The organism is Micromonospora sonneratiae (genome assembly GCF_042679305.1).
GTDB lineage: Bacteria > Actinomycetota > Actinomycetes > Mycobacteriales > Micromonosporaceae > Micromonospora_H > Micromonospora_H sonneratiae.
Window position 1 is genome coordinate 44,124 of sequence record NZ_JBHTMP010000037.1, and the last position, 23,698, is coordinate 67,821.

The 23,698-nt window shown below is 70.8% G+C and carries 21 protein-coding genes and 1 pseudogene; 4 read left to right on the forward strand and 18 right to left on the reverse strand.

Features of this window, described 5'->3' with window-relative positions:
* Positions 1 to 22: 22 nt before the first annotated feature.
* From trmD to ACFQ4H_RS22285, 5 genes are all read right to left on the reverse strand, one after another.
* Entirely contained in the window at positions 23 to 802 is a 780-nt protein-coding gene (gene trmD, locus ACFQ4H_RS22265; protein ID WP_377573408.1) for a tRNA (guanosine(37)-N1)-methyltransferase TrmD, read from the reverse strand.
* 6 nt (positions 803 to 808) lie between these two features.
* The gene (rimM, locus tag ACFQ4H_RS22270; protein ID WP_377573411.1) at positions 809 to 1,369 is read right to left on the reverse strand and encodes a ribosome maturation factor RimM; all 561 of its coding nucleotides are present in this window, start codon (positions 1,367 to 1,369) and stop codon (positions 809 to 811) included.
* Entirely contained in the window at positions 1,369 to 1,602 is a 234-nt protein-coding gene (locus ACFQ4H_RS22275; protein ID WP_013732101.1) for an RNA-binding protein, read from the reverse strand. The genes rimM and ACFQ4H_RS22275 overlap by 1 nt, the downstream gene beginning before the upstream one ends.
* A 1-nt stretch (position 1,603) precedes the next feature.
* Positions 1,604 to 2,047: a 30S ribosomal protein S16 gene (gene rpsP / locus ACFQ4H_RS22280; RefSeq protein WP_377573413.1), complete on the reverse strand. Its 444-nt coding sequence runs from the start codon at positions 2,045 to 2,047 to the stop codon at positions 1,604 to 1,606.
* 226 nt (positions 2,048 to 2,273) lie between these two features.
* Entirely contained in the window at positions 2,274 to 3,380 is a 1,107-nt protein-coding gene (locus ACFQ4H_RS22285; RefSeq protein ID WP_377573416.1) for an NADH:flavin oxidoreductase/NADH oxidase, read from the reverse strand.
* 122 nt (positions 3,381 to 3,502) lie between these two features.
* Here ACFQ4H_RS22285 and ACFQ4H_RS22290 point away from each other — a divergent pair, with 122 nt between their 5' ends.
* The gene (locus ACFQ4H_RS22290; RefSeq protein WP_377573418.1) at positions 3,503 to 3,874 is read left to right on the forward strand and encodes an ArsR/SmtB family transcription factor; all 372 of its coding nucleotides are present in this window, start codon (positions 3,503 to 3,505) and stop codon (positions 3,872 to 3,874) included.
* A 67-nt stretch (positions 3,875 to 3,941) separates the two neighbouring features.
* Here ACFQ4H_RS22290 and ACFQ4H_RS22295 read toward each other — a convergent pair whose 3' ends face one another.
* The 13 genes and pseudogenes from ACFQ4H_RS22295 to ftsY all read right to left on the reverse strand — a co-directional run bounded on the left by ACFQ4H_RS22295 (position 3,942) and on the right by ftsY (position 19,462).
* Positions 3,942 to 4,592, reverse strand: a complete 651-nt coding sequence (locus ACFQ4H_RS22295; RefSeq protein ID WP_377573421.1) for a ribonuclease FAU-1 family protein — start codon at positions 4,590 to 4,592, stop codon at positions 3,942 to 3,944.
* 104 nt (positions 4,593 to 4,696) lie between these two features.
* Complete coding sequence (proS, locus tag ACFQ4H_RS22300; RefSeq protein WP_377573423.1) at positions 4,697 to 6,103, reverse strand: proline--tRNA ligase; 1,407 nt, start codon at positions 6,101 to 6,103, stop codon at positions 4,697 to 4,699.
* A 156-nt stretch (positions 6,104 to 6,259) separates the two neighbouring features.
* Entirely contained in the window at positions 6,260 to 7,339 is a 1,080-nt protein-coding gene (locus ACFQ4H_RS22305) for an amidohydrolase family protein (protein ID WP_377573426.1), read from the reverse strand.
* Positions 7,340 to 7,442: 103 nt separating this feature from the next.
* Positions 7,443 to 8,987: a signal recognition particle protein gene (gene ffh / locus ACFQ4H_RS22310; RefSeq protein ID WP_377573428.1), complete on the reverse strand. Its 1,545-nt coding sequence runs from the start codon at positions 8,985 to 8,987 to the stop codon at positions 7,443 to 7,445.
* A gap of 187 nt (positions 8,988 to 9,174) precedes the next feature.
* Positions 9,175 to 9,831, reverse strand: a complete 657-nt coding sequence (locus tag ACFQ4H_RS22315; protein ID WP_377573430.1) for a response regulator — start codon at positions 9,829 to 9,831, stop codon at positions 9,175 to 9,177.
* The gene (locus ACFQ4H_RS22320; RefSeq protein ID WP_377573432.1) at positions 9,828 to 11,159 is read right to left on the reverse strand and encodes a sensor histidine kinase; all 1,332 of its coding nucleotides are present in this window, start codon (positions 11,157 to 11,159) and stop codon (positions 9,828 to 9,830) included. The genes ACFQ4H_RS22315 and ACFQ4H_RS22320 overlap by 4 nt, the downstream gene beginning before the upstream one ends.
* Positions 11,160 to 11,171: 12 nt before the next feature.
* Complete coding sequence (locus tag ACFQ4H_RS22325) at positions 11,172 to 11,993, reverse strand: ABC transporter permease (RefSeq protein ID WP_377573435.1); 822 nt, start codon at positions 11,991 to 11,993, stop codon at positions 11,172 to 11,174.
* On the reverse strand, positions 11,983 to 12,888 hold the full coding sequence (locus ACFQ4H_RS22330; RefSeq protein ID WP_377573438.1) for an ABC transporter ATP-binding protein: 906 nt from the start codon (positions 12,886 to 12,888) through the stop codon (positions 11,983 to 11,985). The genes ACFQ4H_RS22325 and ACFQ4H_RS22330 overlap by 11 nt, the downstream gene beginning before the upstream one ends.
* Before the next feature lie 105 nt (positions 12,889 to 12,993).
* A complete protein-coding gene (locus tag ACFQ4H_RS22335) occupies positions 12,994 to 15,234 on the reverse strand; it encodes a [protein-PII] uridylyltransferase (RefSeq protein ID WP_377573475.1) in 2,241 nt (746 codons plus the stop codon).
* Between the two features lie 17 nt (positions 15,235 to 15,251).
* Positions 15,252 to 15,590, reverse strand: a complete 339-nt coding sequence (locus tag ACFQ4H_RS22340) for a P-II family nitrogen regulator (protein ID WP_377573440.1) — start codon at positions 15,588 to 15,590, stop codon at positions 15,252 to 15,254.
* 189 nt (positions 15,591 to 15,779) lie between these two features.
* A pseudogene (locus tag ACFQ4H_RS22345) lies at positions 15,780 to 17,108 on the reverse strand (ammonium transporter); the annotation flags it as partial.
* A gap of 252 nt (positions 17,109 to 17,360) precedes the next feature.
* Positions 17,361 to 18,170, reverse strand: coding sequence for a phosphotransferase (locus ACFQ4H_RS22350; RefSeq protein WP_377573443.1), 810 nt, complete (start codon positions 18,168 to 18,170; stop codon positions 17,361 to 17,363).
* Positions 18,171 to 18,196: 26 nt separating this feature from the next.
* The gene (gene ftsY, locus ACFQ4H_RS22355) at positions 18,197 to 19,462 is read right to left on the reverse strand and encodes a signal recognition particle-docking protein FtsY (RefSeq protein ID WP_377573446.1); all 1,266 of its coding nucleotides are present in this window, start codon (positions 19,460 to 19,462) and stop codon (positions 18,197 to 18,199) included.
* 150 nt (positions 19,463 to 19,612) lie between these two features.
* On the opposite strand from ftsY, the gene ACFQ4H_RS22360 reads away from it, so the two are divergent.
* The 3 genes from ACFQ4H_RS22360 to ACFQ4H_RS22370 all read left to right on the forward strand — a co-directional run bounded on the left by ACFQ4H_RS22360 (position 19,613) and on the right by ACFQ4H_RS22370 (position 23,698).
* Positions 19,613 to 21,421 carry a DUF7800 domain-containing protein gene (locus ACFQ4H_RS22360; protein WP_377573449.1) on the forward strand — a complete coding sequence of 603 codons (1,809 nt, stop codon included), beginning with the start codon at positions 19,613 to 19,615 and terminating at the stop codon, positions 21,419 to 21,421.
* Positions 21,411 to 21,848 carry a MarR family winged helix-turn-helix transcriptional regulator gene (locus tag ACFQ4H_RS22365; RefSeq protein ID WP_377573452.1) on the forward strand — a complete coding sequence of 146 codons (438 nt, stop codon included), beginning with the start codon at positions 21,411 to 21,413 and terminating at the stop codon, positions 21,846 to 21,848. The genes ACFQ4H_RS22360 and ACFQ4H_RS22365 overlap by 11 nt, the downstream gene beginning before the upstream one ends.
* Positions 21,849 to 22,042: 194 nt before the next feature.
* Complete coding sequence (locus ACFQ4H_RS22370) at positions 22,043 to 23,698, forward strand: MFS transporter (RefSeq protein WP_377573455.1); 1,656 nt, start codon at positions 22,043 to 22,045, stop codon at positions 23,696 to 23,698.

Here is a 23,698-nt window from a genome sequence, read left to right on the forward strand (position 1 = left end):
CGCAGAAAACTGCGGCAATCTCTTACTTTGCCACATCCCCGTCCGGCACCTGAAATCCGGCCCCGGTCAGCGTCGCGACGTCCCGCTTGTCCAGCACCCCCGCCGGTAGCGCCGCCAACATGTCGGGACGCCGGGACGCGGTCCGTAGCAGTGACTCGTCCCGTCGCCACCGGGCGATCCGACCGTGGTCGCCGGAGCGCAGGATCTCCGGTACGGCATGCCCCCGCCACGTGGGTGGCTTGGTGTAGACCGGTGCCTCGAGCAGCCCGTGCGCGTGGGACTCCTCGTCCAGCGACGAGGCGTTGCCGAGCACACCGGGCAGGAGCCGGGTCACCGCCTCCAGGATCACGATGACCGCGACCTCGCCGCCGAAGAGCACATAGTCGCCCAACGAGATCTCGGTCACCGGCATCCGGGTGGCGGCGTGGTCCAGGACCCGCTGGTCGATGCCCTCGTACCGGCCACAGGCGAAGACCAGGTGGGGCTGGGCCGCCAACTCGTAGGCGAACTCCTGGGTGAAGCGCCGCCCGACCGGGCTGGGCACCAGCAGGTGCGGCGGCGGCCCGTCCGCCGATTCGGGCGCGATCGCGTCGAGCGCCGCCCCCCACGGCTCGGGCCGCATCACCATGCCCGGACCGCCGCCGTAGGGGGTGTCGTCGACCGTGCGATGCACGTCGTGGGTCCAGCTCCGCAGATCGTGTACGGCCAGATCCAGCACGCCACTGGTCCGGGCCTTGCCGATCAGCGAAAGATCGAGCGGGGCGAAGTAGTCCGGGAAGATGGAGACGACGTCAACACGCATGACAGCTCACAGGTCGAGCAACCCGCCCGGCGGGTCGACGACGACCCGGCGATTGGCCAGGTCGACCTCGGGGACGATCGCCCGAACGAACGGGATCAACGCGGTACGCCCGCCGGGGCGACGCAGGACCAGCAGGTCCGAGGCGGGCGCGTGGTCGATCCGGGCCACCTCGCCGAGCGGCTCCCCGGCCCGGTCGACCACGGCGAGGCCGACCAGTTGGTGATCGTGGAACTCGTCCGGGTCGCTGGGCGGGGCCACCTCCGCGCTGTCGACGCAGAGCAGGGTGCCACGCAGCGCCTCGGCGACGTTGCGGTCGTAGATCCCGTCGAAACAGACCAGCAGACGCCCCTGGTGCCAGCGGGCCGCCTCGACGGTCAGCTCGTCCGGCACCTTGAACAGTTCCCCCTGGTCGGGCACGGCATCCTGCCGACCAGCGGAAGCCGCCGGTTCGGTGCGGAGCACCGAACCGGCGGCAAAGCGCGCTTCCGGCTCATCGGTACGCACTTCCACGGTGACCTCACCGCGGATGCCGTGCGGCTTACCGATGCGGCCGACGATCAGCTGCATCAGTACGAGTCGACGATGTCGACGCGTACGCCACGCCCGCCGATCGAGCCGATCACCTGGCGGAGCGCCTTGGCGGTACGACCGGACCGCCCGATGACCGTTCCCAGGTCCTCGGGGTGTACGCGTACCTCAAGCCGCTTGCCGCGACGGGAGTCGACCATCCGGACACGTACGTCGTCAGGATGGTCGACGATGCCCTTGACCAGGTGCTCCAGCGCTGGCCGGAGGGCCACCTCAGCCCTGCTCACCGGTGCCTGCCTCGGCCGACTCCTCGGTCTTGGCCGGAGCCTCGGCCGCCTTGGCGGTCTTCTTCGCCGGCTTCGCCGTCTCGGTGAGGCCGGCCGCAGCCTTGGCCTCTGCCTCGTAGGCCGCCTTGCGGTCGGCCCGCTCGGCCGCCACCAGCAGCGGTGCCGGGGCCGGCAGACCCTTGAACTTCTGCCAGTCGCCGGTCTTCTCCAGCAGGCGCTGCACCGCCTCGCTCGGCTGGGCGCCGACGGACAGCCAGTACTGGACCCGGTCCGACTTGACCTCGATCACCGAAGGGTGCTCCTTCGGCTGGTAGATCCCGACGAACTCGATCGCCCGACCGTCACGCTTGGTGCGCGAGTCGGCGACGACGATGCGGTACTGCGGGTTGCGGATCTTGCCCATCCGCAGGAGCCGGATCTTTACGGCCACGTGTGTTCGCTCCTGTTGCGATTCTCACCAGCCCAGTCGGGCGGTGCGCGGGTGAGAGCCGGCCGGCTCAGTGGGGTTTGGGCCGGAGACTGCTCGGTGGACTGGCAACGCGCCCGGGTTAGAGGGCGCCGCACGCGTGCCGGATACCAGCCAACCATTCTGCCAGATGTGCGCGGCGACCGTTTCGCCCCCTGGCTGACGGCCGGACGCGCCGCCCGGAAATCGCTCAGACCGCCCGCTGGTACTGGTCGGGCCAGCCGGCAGCCGCCCCGAGTCGGTGCGCGGCCTGCCGGGGCCAGTACGGGTTACGCAGCAACTCCCGCCCCAGCAGCACCGCGTCGGCCTGCCCCGACGCCACGATCGCCTCGGCCTGCTCCGGGTCGGTGATCAGGCCGACAGCGGCCACCGGCAGATCCGTGTTCCGGGCCACCGCCTCGGCGAACGGGACCTGGTAGCCGGGTCCGACGGGCACCCGCACCCTGGCAGCGTTGCCGCCGGTGGAGACGTCCAGCAGGTCAACCCCGTGGGCCAGCAGTTCCTTGGCGAACCGTACGGTGTCGTCACCGGTCCAGCCCTGCCCGTCCGAAAGCCAGTCGGTCGCCGAGATCCGGAACAGCACCGGCAGGTCGGCCGGCCAGGCCGCCCGGACCGCGTCGACCACCTCGAGGGCGAACCGGATCCGGTTCTCGAAGGAGCCGCCGTAGCTGTCGGTGCGGTGGTTGCTGTGCGGGGAGAGGAACTCGCCGATCAGGTAGCCGTGCGCGCCGTGCACCTCCACCACCTGGAACCCGGCGGCCAGCGCCCGTCGGGTGGCGGCGGCGAAGTCCGCCACCACCTGCTTGATCTCCTCGACGCTCAACTCGTGCGGGACCTGGTGCCGCTCGTCGTAGGCGACCGGGCTGGGGCCGACCGGCTGCCAGCCGCCCTGTCCAGGGGCGAGCGGGGCACCACCTCGCCAGGGGGCGTCGGTGCCGGCCTTGCGTCCGGCGTGCGCGAGTTGGATCCCGGGTACCGTGCCGCTGCGCTTCAGGAAGTCGGTGATCCGTACGAACGCCGCCTGCTGACGTTCGTTCCACAACCCGAGGTCGGCCGGGCTGATCCGGCCCTCGGGCGCGACCGCGGTGGCCTCGACCAGGATCAGTCCGGCACCGCCGACGGCCCGGCTGGCCAGGTGGGTGAGGTGCCAGTCGGTCGGCACCCCGACGTCGGGCCCGTCGACCGCAGCGGAGTACTGGCACATCGGCGCCATCCAGACCCGGTTGGGCACGGTGACCGAGCGCAGGGTCATGGGCTGGAACAGGGCGCTGCGCCGCCCCTCGGTCGACTCGCTCACGGCGTACTCCTTGCTGCTGACGGCCACGACAACCCCCGCTTGGTACGACGGACATCGTAATACGATGAGAATGAAACTACGAGATCTGTCGTATTATCGGGTAGCCAGAAAAGAGGTGTGTTGTGCCACAGCAAGCCCCAGCCCATGCCGACCCGGCACCCGCCCTCGGCGTCGGGCGCGCGCTCCCCCACCCGGACCGGGACGAGATCCGGCTGGCAGCGGTGCTACATGCGCTCTCCGACCCGACCCGGCTGCACATCGCCCACACCCTCGCCCGACTCGGCGAGGCGGCCTGCTCGGTCATCGACCTCGCGGTCAGCAAATCCACCACCACCCACCACTACCGGGTGTTGCGGGAGGCAGGTGTGATCAGCCAGGTGTATCGAGGCACCTCGAAGCTGAACGCGCTGCGCCGCGACGACCTCGAAGCCCGCTTCCCCGGCCTGCTGGACAGCGTGCTGGCCGCCGCGGAACGGGAGGGAACCCGGGGCTGACAGCCGCCGCCCGGCTCACAGAAGGTAGGCGGAGCCGCCGGTCACCGGCCCGCCGGGCATTCCGCCCCTACGGCCGAGCCGGCGGCCGGTCCCAGCCGGTGGGCAGGGCGGTCGGCACCTTCCACCGTGGGTCGGGCGAGAAGTCGCACCAGGTGCCGTCGAACGGGAACTGACCCGCCTCGGCCACCTTGATCACCCGCTCGCCCTCGGCGCGTACCGCCGCCTCGTCGGCCACCCAGTAGTGCTCGGGGAAGGCCAGCCGCTCGACGAACTCCCCCTCGTCCTTCCAGCACCAGGTCCGGTCGGCCTCGACCACCACGTCGAGGTCCTGGTCCACCACGTCGATCCCGGCCACGTCGCCGTCGTCCCACCGCACACCCGGCTCTTCGAGATTGACGTACCAGCGGGCGAACTGTCCGTTCTCGTGCCGGAACCACCAGACCGAATGGGCCCCCTCGGCCGGCAGGAACTTCAACAGCGGCGGGCCGTTCCACACCCCCACGCGCAGCCGGTAGGACCGGGTGATCCACTCCGCGAACGGCATCATCCGCATGCCACGGCCGTCGTCGGCGACCTCGTTGGCAACCGGGGTGCCCCGGCCGATCCACAGCAGCAGGCCACGCTCGTCGTCGCTGACCACCCGCGCCGGCCGGACCCAACCGATCCGCCCACGGCGGACGTTGCGGTGCAGCACCAACTCACCGGGCTGAAATCCCATGCCCAGACCCTATCCCCACCGCCGCAGCCCGCCGCCGCGCTGTCGGAAAGGGCCCCTTCCTGTCGCTCCTTGCACCGGAAGGGGCCCTGCCAGGCACCAGAGCGTCAGTAGGCGCGGGCCAGGATCGCGACCAGGTCCGGCTCGTCCTCCGAGTCCGGAACCGAGCCGTCCGCCCGGACCAGGCAGCGTACGGTCACGCCCTTGCCGTTGGCCTCCGTCTCACCGGCCGGCCCGACCTCCGACCACGGCACCCGGGCCCACCCGGTCGCCGCCGCCTCGATCGCCTCGGCCAGGGTCTGCACCGTCACCGTCCGCGACTCGCGCAGCGCCAGCGCCTCGTCGTGCAGGGACTGCTGGTCGGCCTCCAGGGCGGCCAGCACCGCGGCCACCACGTCGGTCACCGGCACCGGGGTCTTCGACCCGTTGGTACGCCGTACCAGCACCGCGTTACCGGCAGCGAGATCGCGGGGACCGACCTCGACGCGTACCGGATAGCCCTTGAGCTCGGCATCGACGGCCCGGCGGCCGAACGGGGTGTCGGTACGGTCGTCGAGCCCGACCCGGACCCCGGCGTCGCGCAGCGCGTCGCGCAGCTTCGCCGCCGCCTCGGCCACCCCGTCACCGGCCTTGACCACCATGATGTGCGCCTGCACCGGAGCCAGCCGGGGCGGCACCCGCAGCCCGTTGTCGTCCCCGTGCACCATGATCAGACCACCGAGCATCCGGGTGGAGGTGCCCCAGGAGGTGGTCCAGGCGTGCTCGACGCTGCCGGCCGCCGAGGTGAAGGTCATGTCGAAGGCCTTGGCGAAGTTCTGCCCCAACTCGTGGCTGGTGCCCAGTTGCAGCGCCTTGCCGTCACCCATCATGCCTTCACAGGTGTAGGTGGCGGTGGCACCGGCGAACCGCTCCCGGGCGGTCTTCAGCCCGACCAGCACCGGGATGCCCAGTTCCCGCACCATGAAGTCCTCGTAGACCTCGTGCAGGATCCGGCGGGCGTAGGCACGGGCGTCGGCCTCGTCGACGTGCGCGGTGTGCCCCTCCTGCCAGAGGAACTCGCTGGTCCGCAGGAAGATCCGGGGCCGCATTTCCCAACGCACCACGTTCGCCCACTGGTTCAGCAGCAGCGGCAGGTCCCGGTAGGAGCCGATCCACTTGGCCATGAACTCGCCGATGACCGTCTCGCTGGTGGGCCGGACCACCACCGGCTCGGCAAGCTGCTTGCCGCCACCGTGGGTCACCACGGCCAACTCCGGCGAGAAGCCCTCGACGTGCTCGGCCTCCCGCTTCAGGTAGCTCTCCGGGATGAACAGCGGGAAGTACGCGTTCTCCGCGCCGGCTGCCTTGATCCGGGCGTCCATCTCGGCCTGCATCCGCTCCCAGATGGCGTAGCCGGCCGGTCGGATGACCATGGTCCCCCGCACCGGCCCGTTGTCGGCGAGCTGAGCCTTGGCGATCAGGTCCTGGTACCAGCGGGGAAAGTCCTCCGCCCGGGGAGTGAGCACACGTGCCATGACCGCACATCCTATTCGCCGCCATGTCCCCTCCGGTGACCTGGTGGCCTCCTACGCCATGTCAGCCCGCGTGGGCCGTCCCACCGCGGTCCGGAGACCGTCCGTGCCTGCCCCAGCGCCCCCACCCCGTACGGGTCGACCGAGAAGGGGCGGGCGTCAGCGGATCACCCGGCCGCGCAGGACGATCCGGCGGGGATCGCGTACCACCCGCAGGTCGAGGCGCGGATCGCTGTCGTAGACCACCAGGTCGGCGAGGCCCCCCTCGACCAGACCGGGGAAGCCGAGCCAGTCCCGGGCTCCCCAGGAGGCCGCCCGCAGGACGTCGACGGCGGACATGCCGGCCTTCTCGTGCAGCAGCAACATCTCGGTAGCCGCCAGCCCGTGGGCGATCCCCCCGCCCGCGTCGGTGCCCAGGTAGATCGGCACCCCGGCCTCGTACGCCGAGCGCACCACCCCGGGGAAGCCGTCGCGCAGGGCCAGCATGTGGTCGGCGTACGCGGGGAACTTCTCCCGGGCCCGCTCGGCGATGGAGCCGAAGGTCTGAATGTTGATCATTGTCGGCACCAGCGCGGTTCCCCGTCTGGCCATCTCGTCGATCAGGTCCAGGCTCAGCCCGGTACCGTGCTCGACCGAGTCCACCCCGGCCCGCACCATGGTCGCGACGGCCGACTCGGAGAAGGTGTGCACCGCCATCCGCGCACCGGCCGCGTGCGCGGCCCGGACGGCGGCGGCCATCGTCTCCGCATCCCAGGCCGGCGCGAGGTCACCGGCGTCGCGTTCGATCCAGTCGCCGACCAGTTTGACCCAGCCGCTGCCCGCCCGGGCCTGCTCGGCCACGGTGGCGGCGACCTCGGCCGCCGGCACCTCCACGCCGATGTCACGCAGGTAGCGCCTGGGCGGCGCGACGTGCCGGCCGGCGCGGGCCAGTCGCGGCAGGTCGGGGTCGTCCGCCAACTCGGGGTACGGGTACGGCGAGCCGGCGTCCCGGATGGCCAGCACACCCGCGTCCCGGTCGAGTACAGCCAGCTCCCGGGCCTGGTCCAGTGAGCTGATCGGGGCGCCCCCCGGAGCGATGCCGATGTGGCAGTGCGCGTCGACCAGTCCGGGCAGGACGAAGCCGCCGTCGCTGACGGTCCGTGCCCCGGGGACCGGGTCGTACGTCACCCGGTCGCCGACCAGCCACAGGTCGCGTACCTCGTCGTCGGGCAGGACCACACCGCGCACATGCAAAGCCATGTGCACAGTCCTACCTGATCACGCCTCGCCACGCTCGCACCGGCTGGCCGGACGGCCGACCAGAGAACCGGACGGCCGACCAGGGATCAGTGCCGATCAGCGATCAGTCTTCCTTGTCCCGCTTGGTCAGCTTGCCGAAGTCGAGCTTGGGCAGCTTGAACCCGGGCGGCAGGCCCTGGCCACCGGCCAACGCGTTCGGGTCCAGGCCCGGCGGCAGTTGCGGCATCCCACCCGGGAATCCACCGCCGACCGGCCCGGCCGCGCGCTGCCGGCCGCCACCCTTCGTACCCTTGCGCTTGTTCTTCGGCGACTTCGTCGCCTTGCGCCGGCCGCCGGGCAGGCCCATCATCCCGCCCATCTGCTTCATCATCTTCTGCGCGTCAGCGAAGCGGTTGAGCAGCTGGTTGACGTCCATGACGGTCACGCCGGAACCGTTGGCGATCCGGGCCCGGCGGGAACCGTTGATGATCTTCGGGTTGGTCCGCTCGCCCGGGGTCATCGAACGGATGATCGCGGTGACCTTGTCGAAGTGCTTGTCGTCGACCTCGGCCAACTGGTCCTTCATCTGGCCCATGCCGGGCATCATCGCCAGCACGTTCGCGATCGGGCCCATCCGCCGGACGGCGATGAGCTGGTCGAGGAAGTCCTCCAGGGTGAACTGCTCGCCGCCCATGAGCTTGGCGGTCATCTTCTCCTTCTGATCGGCGTCGAAGGCCTGCTCGGCCTGCTCGATCAGAGTCAGCACGTCACCCATGCCCAGAATCCGGCTGGCCATCCGGTCCGGGTGGAAGACGTCGAAGTCCTCCAGCTTCTCACCGGTGGAGGCGAACAGGATCGGCTGGCCGGTGACCTCCCGTACGGACAGCGCCGCACCGCCCCGGGCGTCGCCGTCGAGCTTGGAGAGCACGACACCGGTGATGCCGACGCCGTCGCGGAACGCCTCGGCGGTGCGGACCGCGTCCTGACCGACCATCGCGTCGATGACGAAGATGACCTCGTCGGGGTTGACCGCGGCACGGATGGCGGCGGCCTGGGCCATCATCTCCGCGTCGATACCCAGCCGACCGGCGGTGTCGACGATGACGATGTCGCGGGCCGCCCGCTTGGCGTGCTCGATCGACGCCTTGGCCACCTGCACCGGGTCACCCACCCCGTTGCCCGGCTCCGGGGCGTACACCTCGACCCCGGCCCGGCCACCGAGCACCTGGAGCTGCCCGACCGCGTTGGGGCGTTGCAGGTCGGCGGCGACCAGCAGCGGCTGGTGGCCCTGGGACTTGAGCCAGCGGGCCAGCTTGCCGGCCAGGGTCGTCTTACCCGAACCCTGCAGACCGGCCAGCATGATCACGGTCGGCGGCTGCTTGGCGAACTGCAACCGGCGGTTCTCGCCGCCGAGGACGCCGACCAGCTCCTCGTGCACGATCTTGATGACCTGTTGGGCGGGGTTGAGCGCCTGGGAGACCTCGGCACCACGTGCCCGCTCCTTGATCCGGGCGATGAACCCCTTGACAACCGGCAGGGCTACGTCCGCCTCCAGCAGCGCCAGCCGGATCTCCCGGGCGGTGGCGTCGATGTCGGCGTCGGTGAGCCGCCCCTTGCCGCGAAGCTTGGTGAAGATCCCGGAAAGGCGGTCGCTCAAGGTGTCAAACACGACGTAACATCCCGTTTGTCAAAATTCCCGTGGACAGAACGTGGCCGGCGTACGTACCCGACCGGCCATCGCAAGGGTAGCGGCCCACCACACCAGCCGCTGCCATCCGCCCTCCCCTGCCCACGTACGACCGACCACGTCCAGGATCACACCCGGCAGCACCGACGAGTCACCGCTGCCGATCGGATCACCGGTCGACCAGCCCGGACTGGTACGCGAACACGACCAGTTGCGCCCGGTCCCGGGCCCCGAGCTTGCCCATCGCCCGACTCACGTGGGTACGGGCGGTCGCCGGGCTGACCACCAGCCGAAGGGCGATCTCCTCGTTACTCAACCCCTCGCCGACCAGTCCGACGATCTCGCGTTCCCGGTCGGTGAGGGTGCCCAACCGGGGATGCGGTCGGGGCACCCGCGACGGACGGGTGGCGAACTCCCGTACCACCCGACGGGTCACCGACGGGGAGAGCAGCGCCTCCCCGGCGGCCACCACGCGGATCGCCCGCAACAACTCGACCGGCCTGGTGTCCTTGATCAGGAAACCGCTGGCCCCGTACCGCAGGGCGTCGAAGACGTACTCGTCCAACTCGAAGGTGGTAAGGACGATCACCCGGGTAGCCGACGTCGCCGGGTCCCTGGCGATCCGCCGGGTGGCCTCGATCCCGTCGATGCCCGGCATCCGTACGTCCATCAGCACCACGTCCGGGCGCACACTGCGGGCCAGTTCCACCGCCCGTAGGCCATCGGCCGCCTCCCCGGCCACGGTCAGATCGTCCTCGCTCTCCACCAGGCTGCGTAGCCCGATCCGGATGAGATCCTGGTCGTCGGCGATCAGCACACTGGTCACGGGCGCTCCCACACGGGCAGTGTGGCGTACACCCGGAAACCGCCACCGGCCATGGGCCCGACGACGAACGTCCCGCCGAGCGCGACGGCCCGCTCCCGCATCCCGACGAGACCATGTCCGACGACCGGGTCCGGTGACCCGGACCGGCGCTGCTGCCCGGGCTGCCGTCGTGGTACGGCACTCCCGGTGTCGGTGACCTCGACGGTCACCTCGTCCTCGCCCCGGTGCACCCGGACCAGCGCGGTCGCCGCGCCGGCATGCCGTACGACGTTGGTCAGCGACTCCTGGACGATCCGGTACGCCGCCAGGTCGACGGCCGCCGGTAGATCCGGCCGCTGACCGGTGACCACCACCCGAACCGACAGTCCGGCCGTGGCCAACCGGTCCCGCAGGACGTCGAGTTGGTCCAGCCCGGGTACCGGTGCCCGGGATTCCCGGCTGACCAGGTCCGGCGAGCCGACCAGGTCCGACGGGCTGACCGCGTCCGGCGAGCCGACCAGGTCCGACGGGCTGACCGGATCACCGCTCGACCGGGCAACCGGATCGTGGCCGGGACCATGGCCGGGATCGGCGCCCCACTGGCCGGGCGGGCCGGGCACGGTACGGTCGTCGTCCGTGGACCGGCCGGTGCCCGGGGCACGGACGACCGACAGCGTGACCCGCAACTCGTCGAGCGCCTCCCGGCTCGTCCGGCTGATCGCGGCCAGCGCCTCCTCGGCCTGCCCCGGTCGTTTCGCCAACAGGTGCAGGGCGATCTCGGCCTGCATGTTTATCGCCGCCAACCCGTGGCCGACCACGTCGTGCACCTCCTGGGCGATCCGCAGCCGCTCGTCGTACGCCCGCTGCCGGAGCCGTTCCTCACGGTCCCGCGCGGCCGTCTCCCGACCGACCCGTACGGTGGCTCCGACCGCGAACGGCACCACGATCCAGGCCGCCACCGGAAGGACCTCCGCCAGTTCGACTCGTCCCGTCACGGTGTGCAGCAGCACGACCGGCAACGCCAGGCCACCGGCGGCCAACGCCCGGCGCATCGGCACCGACACCGCCACCGTGTAGCCGGCCACCGCCAGCGAGACCAGGATCGGCCCGTACGGCAGGTTGAGCAGCAGGTAGACCCCGGTGACCAGGGCCGTGCCGGCCAGCGTGGTCACCGGCCAGCGCCGACGTACGACCAGCATGGCGGCAACGGCGGCGGCCAGTCCCAGGGCGATCCCGTCGACCCGGGCCGTGCCGGGCTGGTTCGCGCCCGCCGGCCCGGTGCCGATCACGCTGATCAGGATCAACGCCAGCGCCAGCGAGGCGTCGACGACCCAGTTGCGGGTACGCATCACGGCACGCTCTCACACCACGTCCCGACGGCGCAGCAGCGCACCGGCGACGACGACGAAGCCGACCAGGTACGCCGCCACCACCACGGTCGCCTGCCCACCGCCGGTCAACTCCGCGACCCCTGGCGTGTCCGGGGACGAGCCGAGTGCGGCGGCCAGCGAACCGGCGTTCGGACCGGGCAGCGCCTTCTGCATGTCCGCGACCCAGGGCAGCAACGGAGCGACGACCGCCGCCAGCAGGTTCTGCACCGCCAGCAGCCAGACCAGGCCGAGGCCGATGGGCAACGCCACACCACGGTAGGCCACCGCCAGCAGCACGCCGAGCATCGCCCACATGCTGGCGATCAGCCATCCGGCACCGACACCGACGACCAGCTCACCCAAGGACGGCCAGTCCACCGGCTGGGCCTCGGCTCCGGCGATCAGCAGGCTCGTCACGGCACCGACCGTGAACAGGGCGAGCACCAGCACCAGGGTCGCGACGGCCAGGGCCAGCAGCTTGCCCCCGTACACCGCCAGCCGGGTCGGTCCCTGCATGAGCAGGGTCTTCCAGGTTCCCCAGCCGTACTCCCCTCCGACCACCAGGACGGCGAGGATGAGCGCGATCGCCCCGAGGAAGACGGGCAGCGCACCGATCGAGTTGCCGACGAGTTCGCTGGTCCGCAACTGGTCGAACGCCCGGTCGCTGAGCACCCCGCCGGAACCGTCGAGATAGGCGGCGTACGGGGCCAGGTAGGTGAAGACCAGGCTGAGCACCAGTGCCACGGCCAGCAGCAGCCAGCTTGCCGGTCGCTTGGCCAGCTTGAACAGTTCAGTGCCGCAACTAGCCAGCATGGGCCAGCCCTCCCTTGGTGAGTTCGAAGAAGACCTGCTCGAGGTCCCGTTCCTGGCCCCGTAGTTCGCTGACCGCCAGGCCGGCACCCACGAGTTCGGCGTTGAGCCAGGCGGCCCGCTCCGGCCCGATCCCGACGTCGAGTGCCCCGTCGACCAGCCGTACGCGGTCCGGGCCGACCAGGGTCCGGATCCGGTCGGCGGCGAGATCCAACGGCTCGGCGACCACCCGCAACCCGGTGGCCCCGCGCAACTCGGCGACGCTGCTCTCGGCCACCAGCCGTCCCCGGGCGACCACGCCGACCCGGTCGCAGATCTGCTGTACCTCGCCGAGCAGATGGCTGGAGAGCAGTACGGTGCATCCGGTCGCGCCGAGCCGGCGGATCAGGTCACGCATGTCGGCCATGCCGGCCGGGTCCAGCCCGTTGGTCGGCTCGTCGAGGATCAGCAGCCGGGGATCCTTGAGCAGGGCGGCGGCCACCCCGAGCCGCTGCTTCATGCCCAGCGAATAGGTGGTGTACCGGTCACCTGCCCGGTCGGCCAGGTCGACCTGCGCCAGCACGGCCGGTACCCGGTCCGCTCGTACCCCCGCCGAACGCGCCAGCACCCGCAGGTTGTCCCGCCCGGAGAGGTACGGATAGAAGCTGGGCCCCTCGATCATCGCGCCCACCCGGGCCAGGTGCCCGGCCGCGCCGACCGGTCGGCCGAACAGGGTCGCCGTACCGGCGGTCGGCCGGACCAGGCCGAGCAGCATCCGCAGGGTGGTCGTCTTGCCCGCGCCGTTGGGGCCGAGAAAGCCGTACACCTCGCCGGGGCGCACGCTGAGGCTGAGCGCGTCCACGGCCGTCAGGTCGCCGTACCGCTTGGTCAGCCCGTGTGTCTGCACAGGAAGGTTCATGCCCGTCACTGTGCCGTCGGTGCGGCCCCGGCTCGTCCGACGACGGGCGGCACTGCGCGTACGTCATCGGACGTAGTCGCCCGACGTGGCCACCGGGGTGGCTGCTCAGACCACGGCGAGTACGGCGGCTTCCAGGCGGGCCCGCTCGTCGTCGGACGGCCAACCGCCGACGAGGTAGAAGACGTCGACCACGTCACCGCCGAGCGTGGCGATCCGGGCCGCCCGGACCAGGGCACCCGCCTCGTCCAGCGCGGCACACACGCGGTGCAGCAGCCCGGGGGCGTCGGCGGCCCGCAACTCCAGCAGCACCGCGTCGGTGGCCGCGTCCCGGTGCCAGACCACCTTCGGCCCGGCACCGACCGGCCCACCGACCGACGTACGGCGGCGCAGCCGGGCCAGTACCGACGGGTCACCGGTGACCGCCCGACGCAGGTCGGCGGTGAGTGTCACGGGGTCGGGTGGGCTGCCATGACGCGGCTGGACCCGGCACTCGACCAACGCCCGTCCGTCCACCGTGGCGGCGTCGGCGGCCAGCACGTCGAGCCGGTGCAGGGCCAGGCAACCGGCGACCGTGGCCAGCAGGCCGCGTCGGTCGGTCGCGGCCACCGCCACCCGGCCGTCGGAGAGGTGTACGGCGGGCAGCGGCCCGGCCACCAACGCCGGATCGGGTCGTGGTGGGGCGGGTGGCGAGCCGGTGTCGAGGGTGGTGCGTACCCGGCGGACCAGCTCGGCGACCAGCCGGGCCTTCCAGTCCGACCAGGCGATCGGGCCGGTCGCCCGGGCGTCGGCCTGCCCGAGCGCGTGCAGCAGCTCCAGTGTCCCGACGTCTCCGACCGCCTCGGCCACAGCGGAGATCGTCACCGGGTCACCGAGGTCCCGTCGGGTGGCCACCTCGGGCAGGAGCAGGTGCAGTCGGACGAGTTTCTCGACCATCCCGGTATCGGCCGGCGGTAGGCCCATCCGGCCCGCGATATCGGCGGCGATGGGCGCGCCAACGACACTGTGGTCGCCGTCGAGGCCCTTCCCGACGTCGTGCAGGAGCGCGGTGATCAGCAGCAGGTCGGGTCGGTCCACGTCCCGGGTGTGCCCGCCGGCTTCGGCGGCGGTCTGCACCAGGTGCCGGTCCAGGGTGAACCGGTGGGCCGGGTTGTGCTGGGGCAGGCTGCGCATCCGGGGCCACTCCGGCAGCCAGCTGTCGACCAGTCCGTACCGGTCACAGGTCTCCCAGGTCGGCACCAGGCCGGGGCCGGCACCGAGCAGGGTGACCAGCGCGGCGCGGGCGGCCGGCGGCCAGGGGGTCGGCAGCGGCGGGCAGTAGGCGGCCAGCCATTCGCAGGTGGCCCGGGCGATCGGCAGCCGGGTGCTGGCGGCTGCGGCGGCGACCCGCAGCGACAGGCTCGGATCGGGACGGGCACCGATGGCGGTACGGGCCAGCACCAGTTCCCCGTCGTGTTCGACCACGTCCCGGGCGACCGGTCGGCGTAGCGGCCGGCCGTCGGCTCCCCGAGGTCGCCCGGAGCGCAGCCGGTCGGCGGCCCGCCACGCGTCGGTCAGGGCGTGGCTGACCGTACGGGCGTCGCCGGCCACCCGGCGCAGCAGCGTGTCCGGATCGTCCAGCCCGAGCAGGTCGGCCACGGTAGCCCGCTCCTGGGCGATCAGCCGGTCCACCCGTCGACCGGTTGCGATGTGCAGGGCGTCCCGGGTGTCGAGCAGTCGCCGGTGCGCCGCCCGTACGGCCGGGCGCAGGGTGTCACTGATCCCGGCGTACGCGATGGCCCGCAGCAGCCCGACGTCGCGCAACCCGCCGGCGGCCTCCTTGAGGTCGCCCTCGAGCAGGAAGGCCAGCTCCCCGTGGGCCTGCCAGCGGGCGGTGGTCACCTCGCGCAGGGCGGGCAACCGTTTCACGGCGGTACGCCGCCACTGCTCACCGGCGGCGGCGATCAGCCGGGCGGAGAGGTCCGGATCGCCGGCCAGGTGCCGGGCGTCGAGCAGCCCGAGGGCGACCTTCACGTCGTCGGCGGCCACCGTCAGCGCCTCGTCGGGGGTACGGACCGAATGGTCCAGGGCGACCCGGGCGTCCCAGATCGGGTACCAGAGCCCGGCCGCCAGTTCGTCGATGCCGGGCACGCCGGCATGCAACAGCACCAGGTCGACGTCGCCGTACGGGGCGCACTCCCGTCGCCCGAGCCCGCCGACCGCGACCAGTGCCACGCCGCTCCGGTCGGCGGGCAGCAGCCCGGCCAGCCAGGCGTCGAGCGTCGCGGCCCGGGTGGCCCTACCCGCCCCGTTGATCGAGAGGTTCGCGTCGTCCGGACCGGTACCGGCTGACGCCGCTCTCTTGATCAACGGGGCGGACACGGGGGTCAGAGGGCGTCGAGCCCGTGCTCGCCGGTACGAACCCGGACCACGTCCTCGACGGGGGTCACCCACACCTTGCCGTCACCGATCTTTCCGGTACGCGCCGCCGTGACGATCGCGTCGACCACCTTGTCGACGTCGATCTCGTCGGTGACCACCTCGACCCGGATCTTGGGCAGGAACTCCACCGTGTACTCGGCACCCCGGTACACCTCGGTGTGTCCCTTCTGCCGTCCGTACCCCTGGACCTCACTGACGGTCAGGCCGGCCACGCCGAGGGCGTGCAGCGCCTCCTTCACCCCGTCGAGCTGGTGCGGCTTGATGACCGCGGTCACCAGTTTCATGTCCAAACCCTCCATAGATTGACGTTAACCGGCGACCTTCTCGCTGACCGTTTCGGCTGGTTCGGCAGCCTCGGCAGGCCCGGCCGCCTTCGGGGCGGCGGCCGGCTTGCCGCTGGCCGACCCGGTCGACGCACTGACCGAAGACGCGCTGACCGACGACGCGGGGGCCGGCGACGCGGGGGCCGGCGACGCGGTGACCGGCGACGCGGTGACCGGGGTGCCGATTCCGGCCAAGGCGAAGGCCCCACCGCCACCGCCGCCACCGGCCGGGGACAGGTCGTAACCGGCCTCGGCGTGCTCGGCGATGTCGATGCCGTCGATCTCGGCCTCCTCCTTGACCCGGAAGCCGATGGTCTTCTCGATCACGAAGCCCAGGGCGAAGGCGATCACGAAGGAGATGACCGAGACGATCAGGGCGCTGAGCGCCTGCGCACCGAGTTGGGTGACCCCGCCGCCGTAGAACAGCCCCTCGTTCTCCACCAGCGAGCTGATCTGGCTGGTGCCGAAGAGGCCGATCCACAGGCAGCCGATCCAGCCACCGACGAAGTGCACGCCGACCACGTCGAGCGAGTCGTCGTAGCCGAGCCGGTACTTCAGCCCGATGGCGACGGCGCAGACCGCACCGGCGACCAGACCGAGCAGGGCCGCCGCCCAGGGGGCGATGAAGGCACAGGCCGGGGTGATCGCGACCAGACCGGCGATCGCTCCGGAGGAGGCACCGACGAGGGTCGGCCTACCGTTGCGCAGCCACTCCACGACGATCCAGCCCAGTACGGCGGCAGCGGTGGCGACCTGCGTGTTGAGGAACGCGATACCGGTGATCGCGTCGACGGTCAGTTCCGATCCGGCGTTGAACCCGAACCAGCCGAACCAGAGCAGCCCGGCCCCGAGCGCCACCATCGGTACGTTGTGCGGCTTCATGCCCTCGCGGGGCCAGCCGACCCGCTTGCCGAGCACCAGGGCCAGCGCCAGCGCTGCCGCACCGGCGTTGATGTGCACCGCGGTGCCACCGGCGAAGTCGAGCGCGCCGATGCCCGCACCGATGAAGCCACCGCCCCAGACCATGTGCGCGACCGGGAAGTAGACCAGGGTCGCCCAGCCGAGGGAGAACAACAACCAACCGGAGAACTTCGCCCGGTCGGAGATGGATCCGCTGATCAGCGCGACCGTGATGATCGCGAACATCATCTGGAACGCCATGAACACGTAGAGCGGGATGCCGGTCTCGCCCCACAGATCGGTCTCCGCCATGAACGTCTTGGTGCCGAGATACTGCAACGGGTCGCCGAAGACACCGCCACGGTCCTCGCCAAAGGCGATGGAGAAACCGTAGAAGAGCCAGAGGATCGAGATGAGCCCCATCGAGGAGAAGCTCATCATGATCATGTTAAGGACGCCCTTGGAGCGGTTCAGACCGCCGTAGAACAGCGCCAGACCCGGCGTCATGAGCAACACCAGGGCGCTCGATATCAGCAGCCAGGCGGTGTTGCCTGTATCAATCGTCGGTGCTTCAGGCACGCTGGCCTCCTAAGCTCGGGTTCCCTCCCTCCCGGCCCACCAGGGCAGCGCTGCCCGTACGCCGGTTGCGCCGAAGCCTCCTGCGCTGCTGTTTCGCACGAGGTAGCGACGGGTTTCCGGCTGGTCACGGGTTGTTTCGTACGTGTGAAGAAATGCTCACCGCCGATAGAACGGGCACTGGCCCATCGCGGACAGCAGGCCGATCGAGTACGGAACTCGCCCGCACCGAACTGGTCGAGGATCGACGAGCGCTCAGCGCAGCGCGTACTCCAGGGTGTGCCGCTCGTAGTCGAGCAGGCGCAGGTCCCGCATCGGACGACGTAGGTGCCCCTTGTGCACGATCCGTACGAACGCCGGGTCACCGGCCGCCGCCATCCGGCGGATCCCCTCGACATGGTCCACGATCCGCTTTCGGATCGTACGCACCAGTCGGTGCCGGTCCCGGGGAATCAGCCCGTACGCGTCGGCGAACATGCGCAGCCGGCGCGGCCGGTTGGGCCGTTTCCAGCCCAGTGTGTAGGAGTCCCGGTCGGAGAAGAGCGGCACCCAGGTCCAGGCCGCGTAGGCCACGTCGTAGATCCGCGCCCCGGGTGAGGCCAGGTCGAAGTCGATCAGCCCCAGGGTGCCGTCCGGCCGCCAGATCACGTTGTGCGGGGCCGCGTCGTGATGGCAGATCACCTCGGTGTCCGGCGGCGGTGGTCCGAAGGACCGCCACACCGCGTTGGGTGCCGGGGTGAAGCCGTACTGGGCGTCGTGGAACATCCGCAGCATGGTCGCCACGGTCACCAGCGCCTCGTCGGTGACCCAGTGCGGGGCCAGCGGATACTCCCCGCACTCCCCTTCGAGGTAGGACAGGACCTCACGGTTGCGCTCGTCCATGCCGAGCGCCCGGGGTGAGCCGGTGAAACCGACGTACTCCAGGTGACGCAGCAGGGCATGCACGGACGGCGTCCACGGGCCGGCGTTACGCCGGACGGTGTTGCCGACGCGCACCACGGTGCTGACGTTCCCGCCGTGCAGCGGGATCTCCTGTGCAGTCACGTACGGTCTCCCGAAAGGCAAGGCCGGCTCATGGTGATCACTTCAGGCTACGCGTCCGAACCAAGTGGTTCGGTTCCGAGCAACGCGTCAACGAACTGAGCCGGGTCGAAGGGGGCCAGGTCGTCCGGCCCCTCGCCCAACCCGACGAGCTTGACCGGGATGCCCAGCTTGCGCTGTACGGCGATCACGATGCCGCCCTTGGCGGTGCCATCCAGCTTGGTCAACACGACACCGGTGACGTCCACCACCTCGGTGAAGACCCGGGCCTGCTCCAGGCCGTTCTGCCCGGTGGTGGCATCGAGCACGAGCAGCGTCTCGTCCACCGGGCCGTGCTTCTCCACCACCCGCTTGACCTTGCCCAACTCGTCCATCAGGCCGATCTTGTTCTGCAACCGGCCGGCCGTGTCGATGAGTACCGTGTCCACACCCAGGTCGATACCCCGCCGGACCGCGTCGAATGCCACACTCGCCGGATCGGCCGCCTCCGGGCCCCGGACCACCTCAGCGCCTACCCGTCCCGCCCAGGTGGCGAGTTGGTCGGCGGCGGCGGCCCGGAACGTGTCGGCCGCGCCGAGCACGACGCTGCGCCCGTCCGCCACCAGCACCCGGGCGATCTTGCCGCAGGTGGTCGTCTTGCCGGCACCGTTGACCCCGACCACCAGCGCCACCGCGGGAGCACCGTCCTTCGGGGCGGTACGCAGCGAACGGTCCAACTCCGGGTCCAGGGCGGTGACCAGCTCGGTGGCCAGCAACGTACGCAGCTCGGCGGCGGTACGGGTGCCGAGTACCCGGGTCCGGTCCCGTAGCCGGTCGACGATCTCCCGGGTCGCGTCGATCCCGACGTCCGCCGTGATCAGGCTGTCCTCGATCTCCTCCCAGACGTCCTCGTCGAGCCGGTCCCGGGAGAGCAGGCCGAGCAGGCCCTTGCCGAAGACGTTCTGCGAACGGGACAGCCGGGCCCGCAGCCGGACCAGTCGGCCCGCGGTCGGCTCGGGCTTCTCCAGTACCGGGCGTTGCGGCACCTCCACCTCGGTCGGTACCACCACCTCGACCGGCGGCGCAGCCTGCTCGACCGGTGGGGCAGCCTGCTCTGCCGGCGGGGCGGTCGGCTCAGCCGTCGGGGCGACGTCGACCGGCGGCACCACGACCTCGGTGGGTCGCTCCTCGACCGCCGTGGTCGGCGGCTGGGGCTGCTCCGGCGCCCGTACCTGCTCCGGCGGAGCGGGACGACGACGCAACCGGGGCACCACCAGACCGGCGGTGCCCAGCACCAGCACGCCCAGCAGGATCAGCGCGAGGACGAGGTAATCCATGCGGCAAATCCTGACAGATACCGGGGCGCGCGTCCCAGCCGGCGCACCTGCTGTCGCCCGAACCACCCGGGTACGCTCCCGCCGTAACCGGGTGATGCGGGCGGCGACGGGGTAGGAATGAGGGATCCTGCGTTCCGCGGAGGTTCCGACATGCCCACCGCTCGGTTACTCATCGGCCCGCTACTGCGTCGGGTGTTCGGCACACGGGCCACCATCTGGGTGGAGACCGATGCTCCGGCCGTGGTCCGGGTGACCACCGGCGACGGCGCCGAGGGCCGGGCCGGCACCTTCACCGCGTACGGCCATCACTACGCCCTGGTCGTGGTCGACGGTCTGGAACCGGACAGTACGACGTCGTACCAGGTGTTCCTCGACGACGAGCCGGTCTGGCCACAGCCCGAGACCGGGTTCCCACCGAGCGTGATCTGCACCCGGGCGGTGGACGACACCGACCAGCCGGTACGACTGCTGTTCGGCTCCTGTCGGGAGACCACCCAACGGGCGACCGCCCGACGGTTGCCCCCGGACGCGCTCGACGCGTACGCCCGACGGTTGCTGGCCGCCGACGACCTCGACCGTGACCTACCCGACCTGCTGGTGCTCCTCGGTGACCAGGTGTACGCCGACGTGACCTCACCGACCGTGCGGCACCTGCTCAAGCGCCGCCGGAACCGTCCCGCGCACGCCCCCGTCGATCAGGTGGTCAGCTACGACGAGTACACCAAGCTGTACCTGGAGTCGTGGCGGGACCCGGAGATCAGGTGGCTGTTGTCCACCCTGCCGACGGTGATGATCTTCGACGACCACGAGATCATCGACGACTGGAACACCTCGGCCGCCTGGCGGGCGGACGCCCGGGAACATCCCTGGTGGCGGGAACGGATCACGGCCGGTCTCGCGTCGTACTGGGTCTACCAGCACCTGGGCAACCTGAACCCGGACGAGATCGCCAGCGATCCGGTCTACCGGAGGGTCACCGCCGTGGCGGATGCCACCGAGGTGCTGACCGAGTTCGGTCGACGCGTCGACACCGAGTCCGACGTGGCGCACGACACGCAGCGGTGGCGGGCCGCCCAGTACCAGTGGAGCTACGCCCTGGACCTCGGCCGGACCCGGCTGGTGGTGTTGGACAACCGGTGCAGCCGGGTACTCGAACCGGCCCGCCGCGCGATGCTGCCCCCGGGTGAGTGGGACTGGTTCACCGACCGGGCGCACGGCCGGTACGACCATCTGGTGGTCGGTTCGTCGCTGCCCTGGCTGCTGCCCCCGGCCATCCACCACCTGGAGGTCTGGAACGAACGGCTGGCTGCCTCGCCCCGCCGTGCGGTGGCCTGGCTGGCGGAACGGATCCGGCGGGCACTTGACCTGGAACACTGGGCCGCCTTCCACCAATCGTTCAAGGCGCTGGCCGCACTCTTCGCCCGCCTCGGGTCCGTCGGGACGGGCGACCTGGACCGGGGACCACGGCCCGCGGCAGCGGACGGCGGCGAAGCCCCGGTACGGGTCGGCGCCGGACCGGCGTACCCTGCCCCGGCATCGATCAGCGTCCTCTCTGGCGACGTACATCACTCCTACGTGGCACGGGTGCTCTTCGACGAGCCGGTGACAACCCCGGTGCACCAGTTGACCTGTTCCCCGATCCACAACCAGGTGCCGGCCGTGATGCGCCCGCTCATGCGACTCGGTTGGTGGCGCGGGCCGGCCGGAATCGCCCGGTCGCTGGCCCGGTCGATAGGTGTGGGGCGGGAGCCCGTACGCTGGCGCAAACTCGCCGGACCGTACTTCGGCAACGCGGTAGGGACACTGATGCTCCAGGAGCGGGCCGCCGAAGTGCTCATCGAGGGCACCGACCGGGGTGGTGCTCTGCGGACCGTCGCCCGGCGCTGGCTGACCGGTCCACCGAAGGCAGCCGGTGACCGCGGTTGCCTGACCGTTAAGGAGACGGTTGGTGACAGATGACGGCATCAGTGCGGTGGAGCGCGAGCTGACCATGCTGCTCCGCCGGGCCCGTGCGGTTTCCGGGGAGGTGGCCCGGGAGGTGCACCCGGAGCTGGAGCCGACCGCCTACGGCCTGCTGGTCTGGCTGCGCCGTTGCGGTCCGACGCGACTCACCGACCTGGCTGGCCGGGTGGGCACCAGCAAGGGCACGCTCAGCCGGCAGATCCACGCGCTGGAGTCGATGGGGCTGCTCCAGCGGCAACCGGATCCGGTGGACGGGCGGGCCTTTCTGCTGGAGGTGACCGACGAGGGGCATCGCCGGTTCACCGCGGCCCGGTCCGCCCGGATCGAGCAACTGCGCCAGGTCCTGGCCAACTGGTCACCCGCCGACCGGGACGAGTTCGCCCGGCTGCTGCACCGGTTCAACGAGGAATCGGCCTGGTCCTGAGGGTTTGCCCGGAAGCCCACCCGCTGTCCTGATCCCCGGAGCGGAGCGGAGCGGGGCAGCCCCGAAAGCTTGCTCACACTCCGCAGAACTCGTTTGCCTGGCAAACGACCCGGCCATATAGTTGCCCGAGGCAACAACCGGGGGAAGATGGCGGGCTCCGCCGGTGTGATCTATTCCGCCCGGAGGACCATCCGATGACCCAGGCAGTCAGCAAACCCACCGCGCCAACCAGCGGCGAAATGACCCACCGACAGGTACTCGAAGCACTCTCCGGGCTGCTGCTCGGCATGTTCATGTCGATCCTGTCCGGCACGGTGGTCTCCAACGCGCTGCCCCGGATCATCACCGAACTGAACGGCACCCAGTCCGCCTACACCTGGGTGGTCACCGCAACCCTGCTGGCCACCACCGCGACGACCCCGATCTGGGGCAAGCTCGCCGACCTGACCAGCAAGAAACTGCTCATCCAGATCGCCCTGTCCGTCTTCCTGGTCGGATCGGTGCTGGCCGGGCTCTCCCAGTCGACCGGACAGCTGATCGCCTGCCGCGTCGTACAGGGCATCGGGGCCGGCGGCCTCACCGCCCTCGGTCAGGTGATCATGGCCGCGATCATCTCGCCCCGCGAACGTGGCCGCTACATGGGTTACCTCGGTGCGGTCATGGCCATCGGCACCATCGGCGGCCCGCTGATCGGCGGCGTCATCGTCGACACCTCCTGGCTCGGCTGGCGCTGGTGCTTCTACATCGGCGTCCCGTTCGCGCTGCTGGCGATCGTGGTGCTACAGAAGACCCTCCGGCTGCCGGTGGTCACCCGCAAGGTGAAGATCGACTACCTGGGCGCCACGGTCATCACCGCGGCCGTCTCCCTGCTGCTGATCTGGGTCTCCCTCGCCGGTGACCGGTATGCCTGGGCCTCCTGGCAGACCGCCGTCATGCTGGGCGGCACGGTCGTACTCTCCGCGCTGGCCATCCTGATCGAGTCGCGAGCCGCCGAGCCGATCATCCCGCTCAAGCTGTTCCGGTCCCGCACCGTCACTCTCGCCACCGTCGCCAGCATCGCCGTCGGTCTGGCCATGTTCGGCGCGACCCTCTTCCTCAGCCTGTACTTCCAGATCAGCCGGGGACAGAGCCCGACGAAGGCCGGCCTGATGACCCTGCCCATGGTCGCCGGTCTGCTCTTCTCCTCGACGATCATCGGCCGGGTAATCACCCGTACCGGATTCTGGAAGCGTTACCTGGTGGCCGGCTCGATCATCATGACCGTCGCCTTCGGGCTGATGGGCACCATCGACGCGAACACCAGCCTGGTGTTGCTGAGCGCCTACATGGCCCTGATCGGGGTCGGCATCGGAATGACCATGCAGAACCTGGTCCTCGCCGTGCAGAACGTGGTCGACCCACGGGAACTCGGTGCCGCCAGCTCGGTGGTCGCCTTCTTCCGCAGCCTGGGTGGGGCCATCGGGGTGTCCGCGCTCGGCGCGGTACTGGCCAACCAGGTCAAGACGTACATCACCGAGGGGTTCGCGAAGCTCGGCCCGGCGGCAGCCTCCGCAGCCTCCGGCATGGGCGACGGCTCGATGCCGGACGTACGGGAGCTCTCCCCGCCGATCCGCCTGATCGTGGAACACGCGTACGGCGACGCGGTCGGCGACCTGTTCCTGGTCGCCATCCCGTTCGCCCTCATCGCCGTGCTGGCGATCGTCTTCCTCAAGGAGGTGCCCCTGGGCCAGCGCAGCGGCAGCCAGATGGTGGCCGAGATGGAGCAGGCCGGCACGGTCGCGGCCAGTGGGGCAACGGCTCCGGTCGACGGGTCGGACAAGCCGGCCGGCATCGGGGGGCGGCGCGGATAA

Bases quoted from the DNA above. Each gene is read 5' to 3' on its own strand.
- trmD (WP_377573408.1), bottom strand. From the start codon at position 802: ATGCGTGTTGACGTCGTCTCCATCTTCCCGGACTACTTCGCCCCGCTC.
- rimM (WP_377573411.1), bottom strand. From the start codon at position 1,369: ATGCAGCTGATCGTCGGCCGCATCGGTAAGCCGCACGGCATCCGCGGT.
- ACFQ4H_RS22295 (WP_377573421.1), bottom strand. From the start codon at position 4,592: ATGGGATTTCAGCCCGGTGAGTTGGTGCTGCACCGCAACGTCCGCCGT.
- proS (WP_377573423.1), bottom strand. From the start codon at position 6,103: ATGGCACGTGTGCTCACTCCCCGGGCGGAGGACTTTCCCCGCTGGTAC.
- ACFQ4H_RS22305 (WP_377573426.1), bottom strand. From the start codon at position 7,339: ATGGCTTTGCATGTGCGCGGTGTGGTCCTGCCCGACGACGAGGTACGC.
- ACFQ4H_RS22320 (WP_377573432.1), bottom strand. From the start codon at position 11,159: ATGCGTACCCGCAACTGGGTCGTCGACGCCTCGCTGGCGCTGGCGTTG.
- ACFQ4H_RS22325 (WP_377573435.1), bottom strand. From the start codon at position 11,993: ATGCTGGCTAGTTGCGGCACTGAACTGTTCAAGCTGGCCAAGCGACCG.
- ACFQ4H_RS22330 (WP_377573438.1), bottom strand. From the start codon at position 12,888: ATGAACCTTCCTGTGCAGACACACGGGCTGACCAAGCGGTACGGCGAC.
- ACFQ4H_RS22340 (WP_377573440.1), bottom strand. From the start codon at position 15,590: ATGAAACTGGTGACCGCGGTCATCAAGCCGCACCAGCTCGACGGGGTG.
- ftsY (WP_377573446.1), bottom strand. From the start codon at position 19,462: ATGGATTACCTCGTCCTCGCGCTGATCCTGCTGGGCGTGCTGGTGCTG.
- ACFQ4H_RS22360 (WP_377573449.1), top strand. From the start codon at position 19,613: ATGCCCACCGCTCGGTTACTCATCGGCCCGCTACTGCGTCGGGTGTTC.
- ACFQ4H_RS22370 (WP_377573455.1), top strand. From the start codon at position 22,043: ATGACCCAGGCAGTCAGCAAACCCACCGCGCCAACCAGCGGCGAAATG.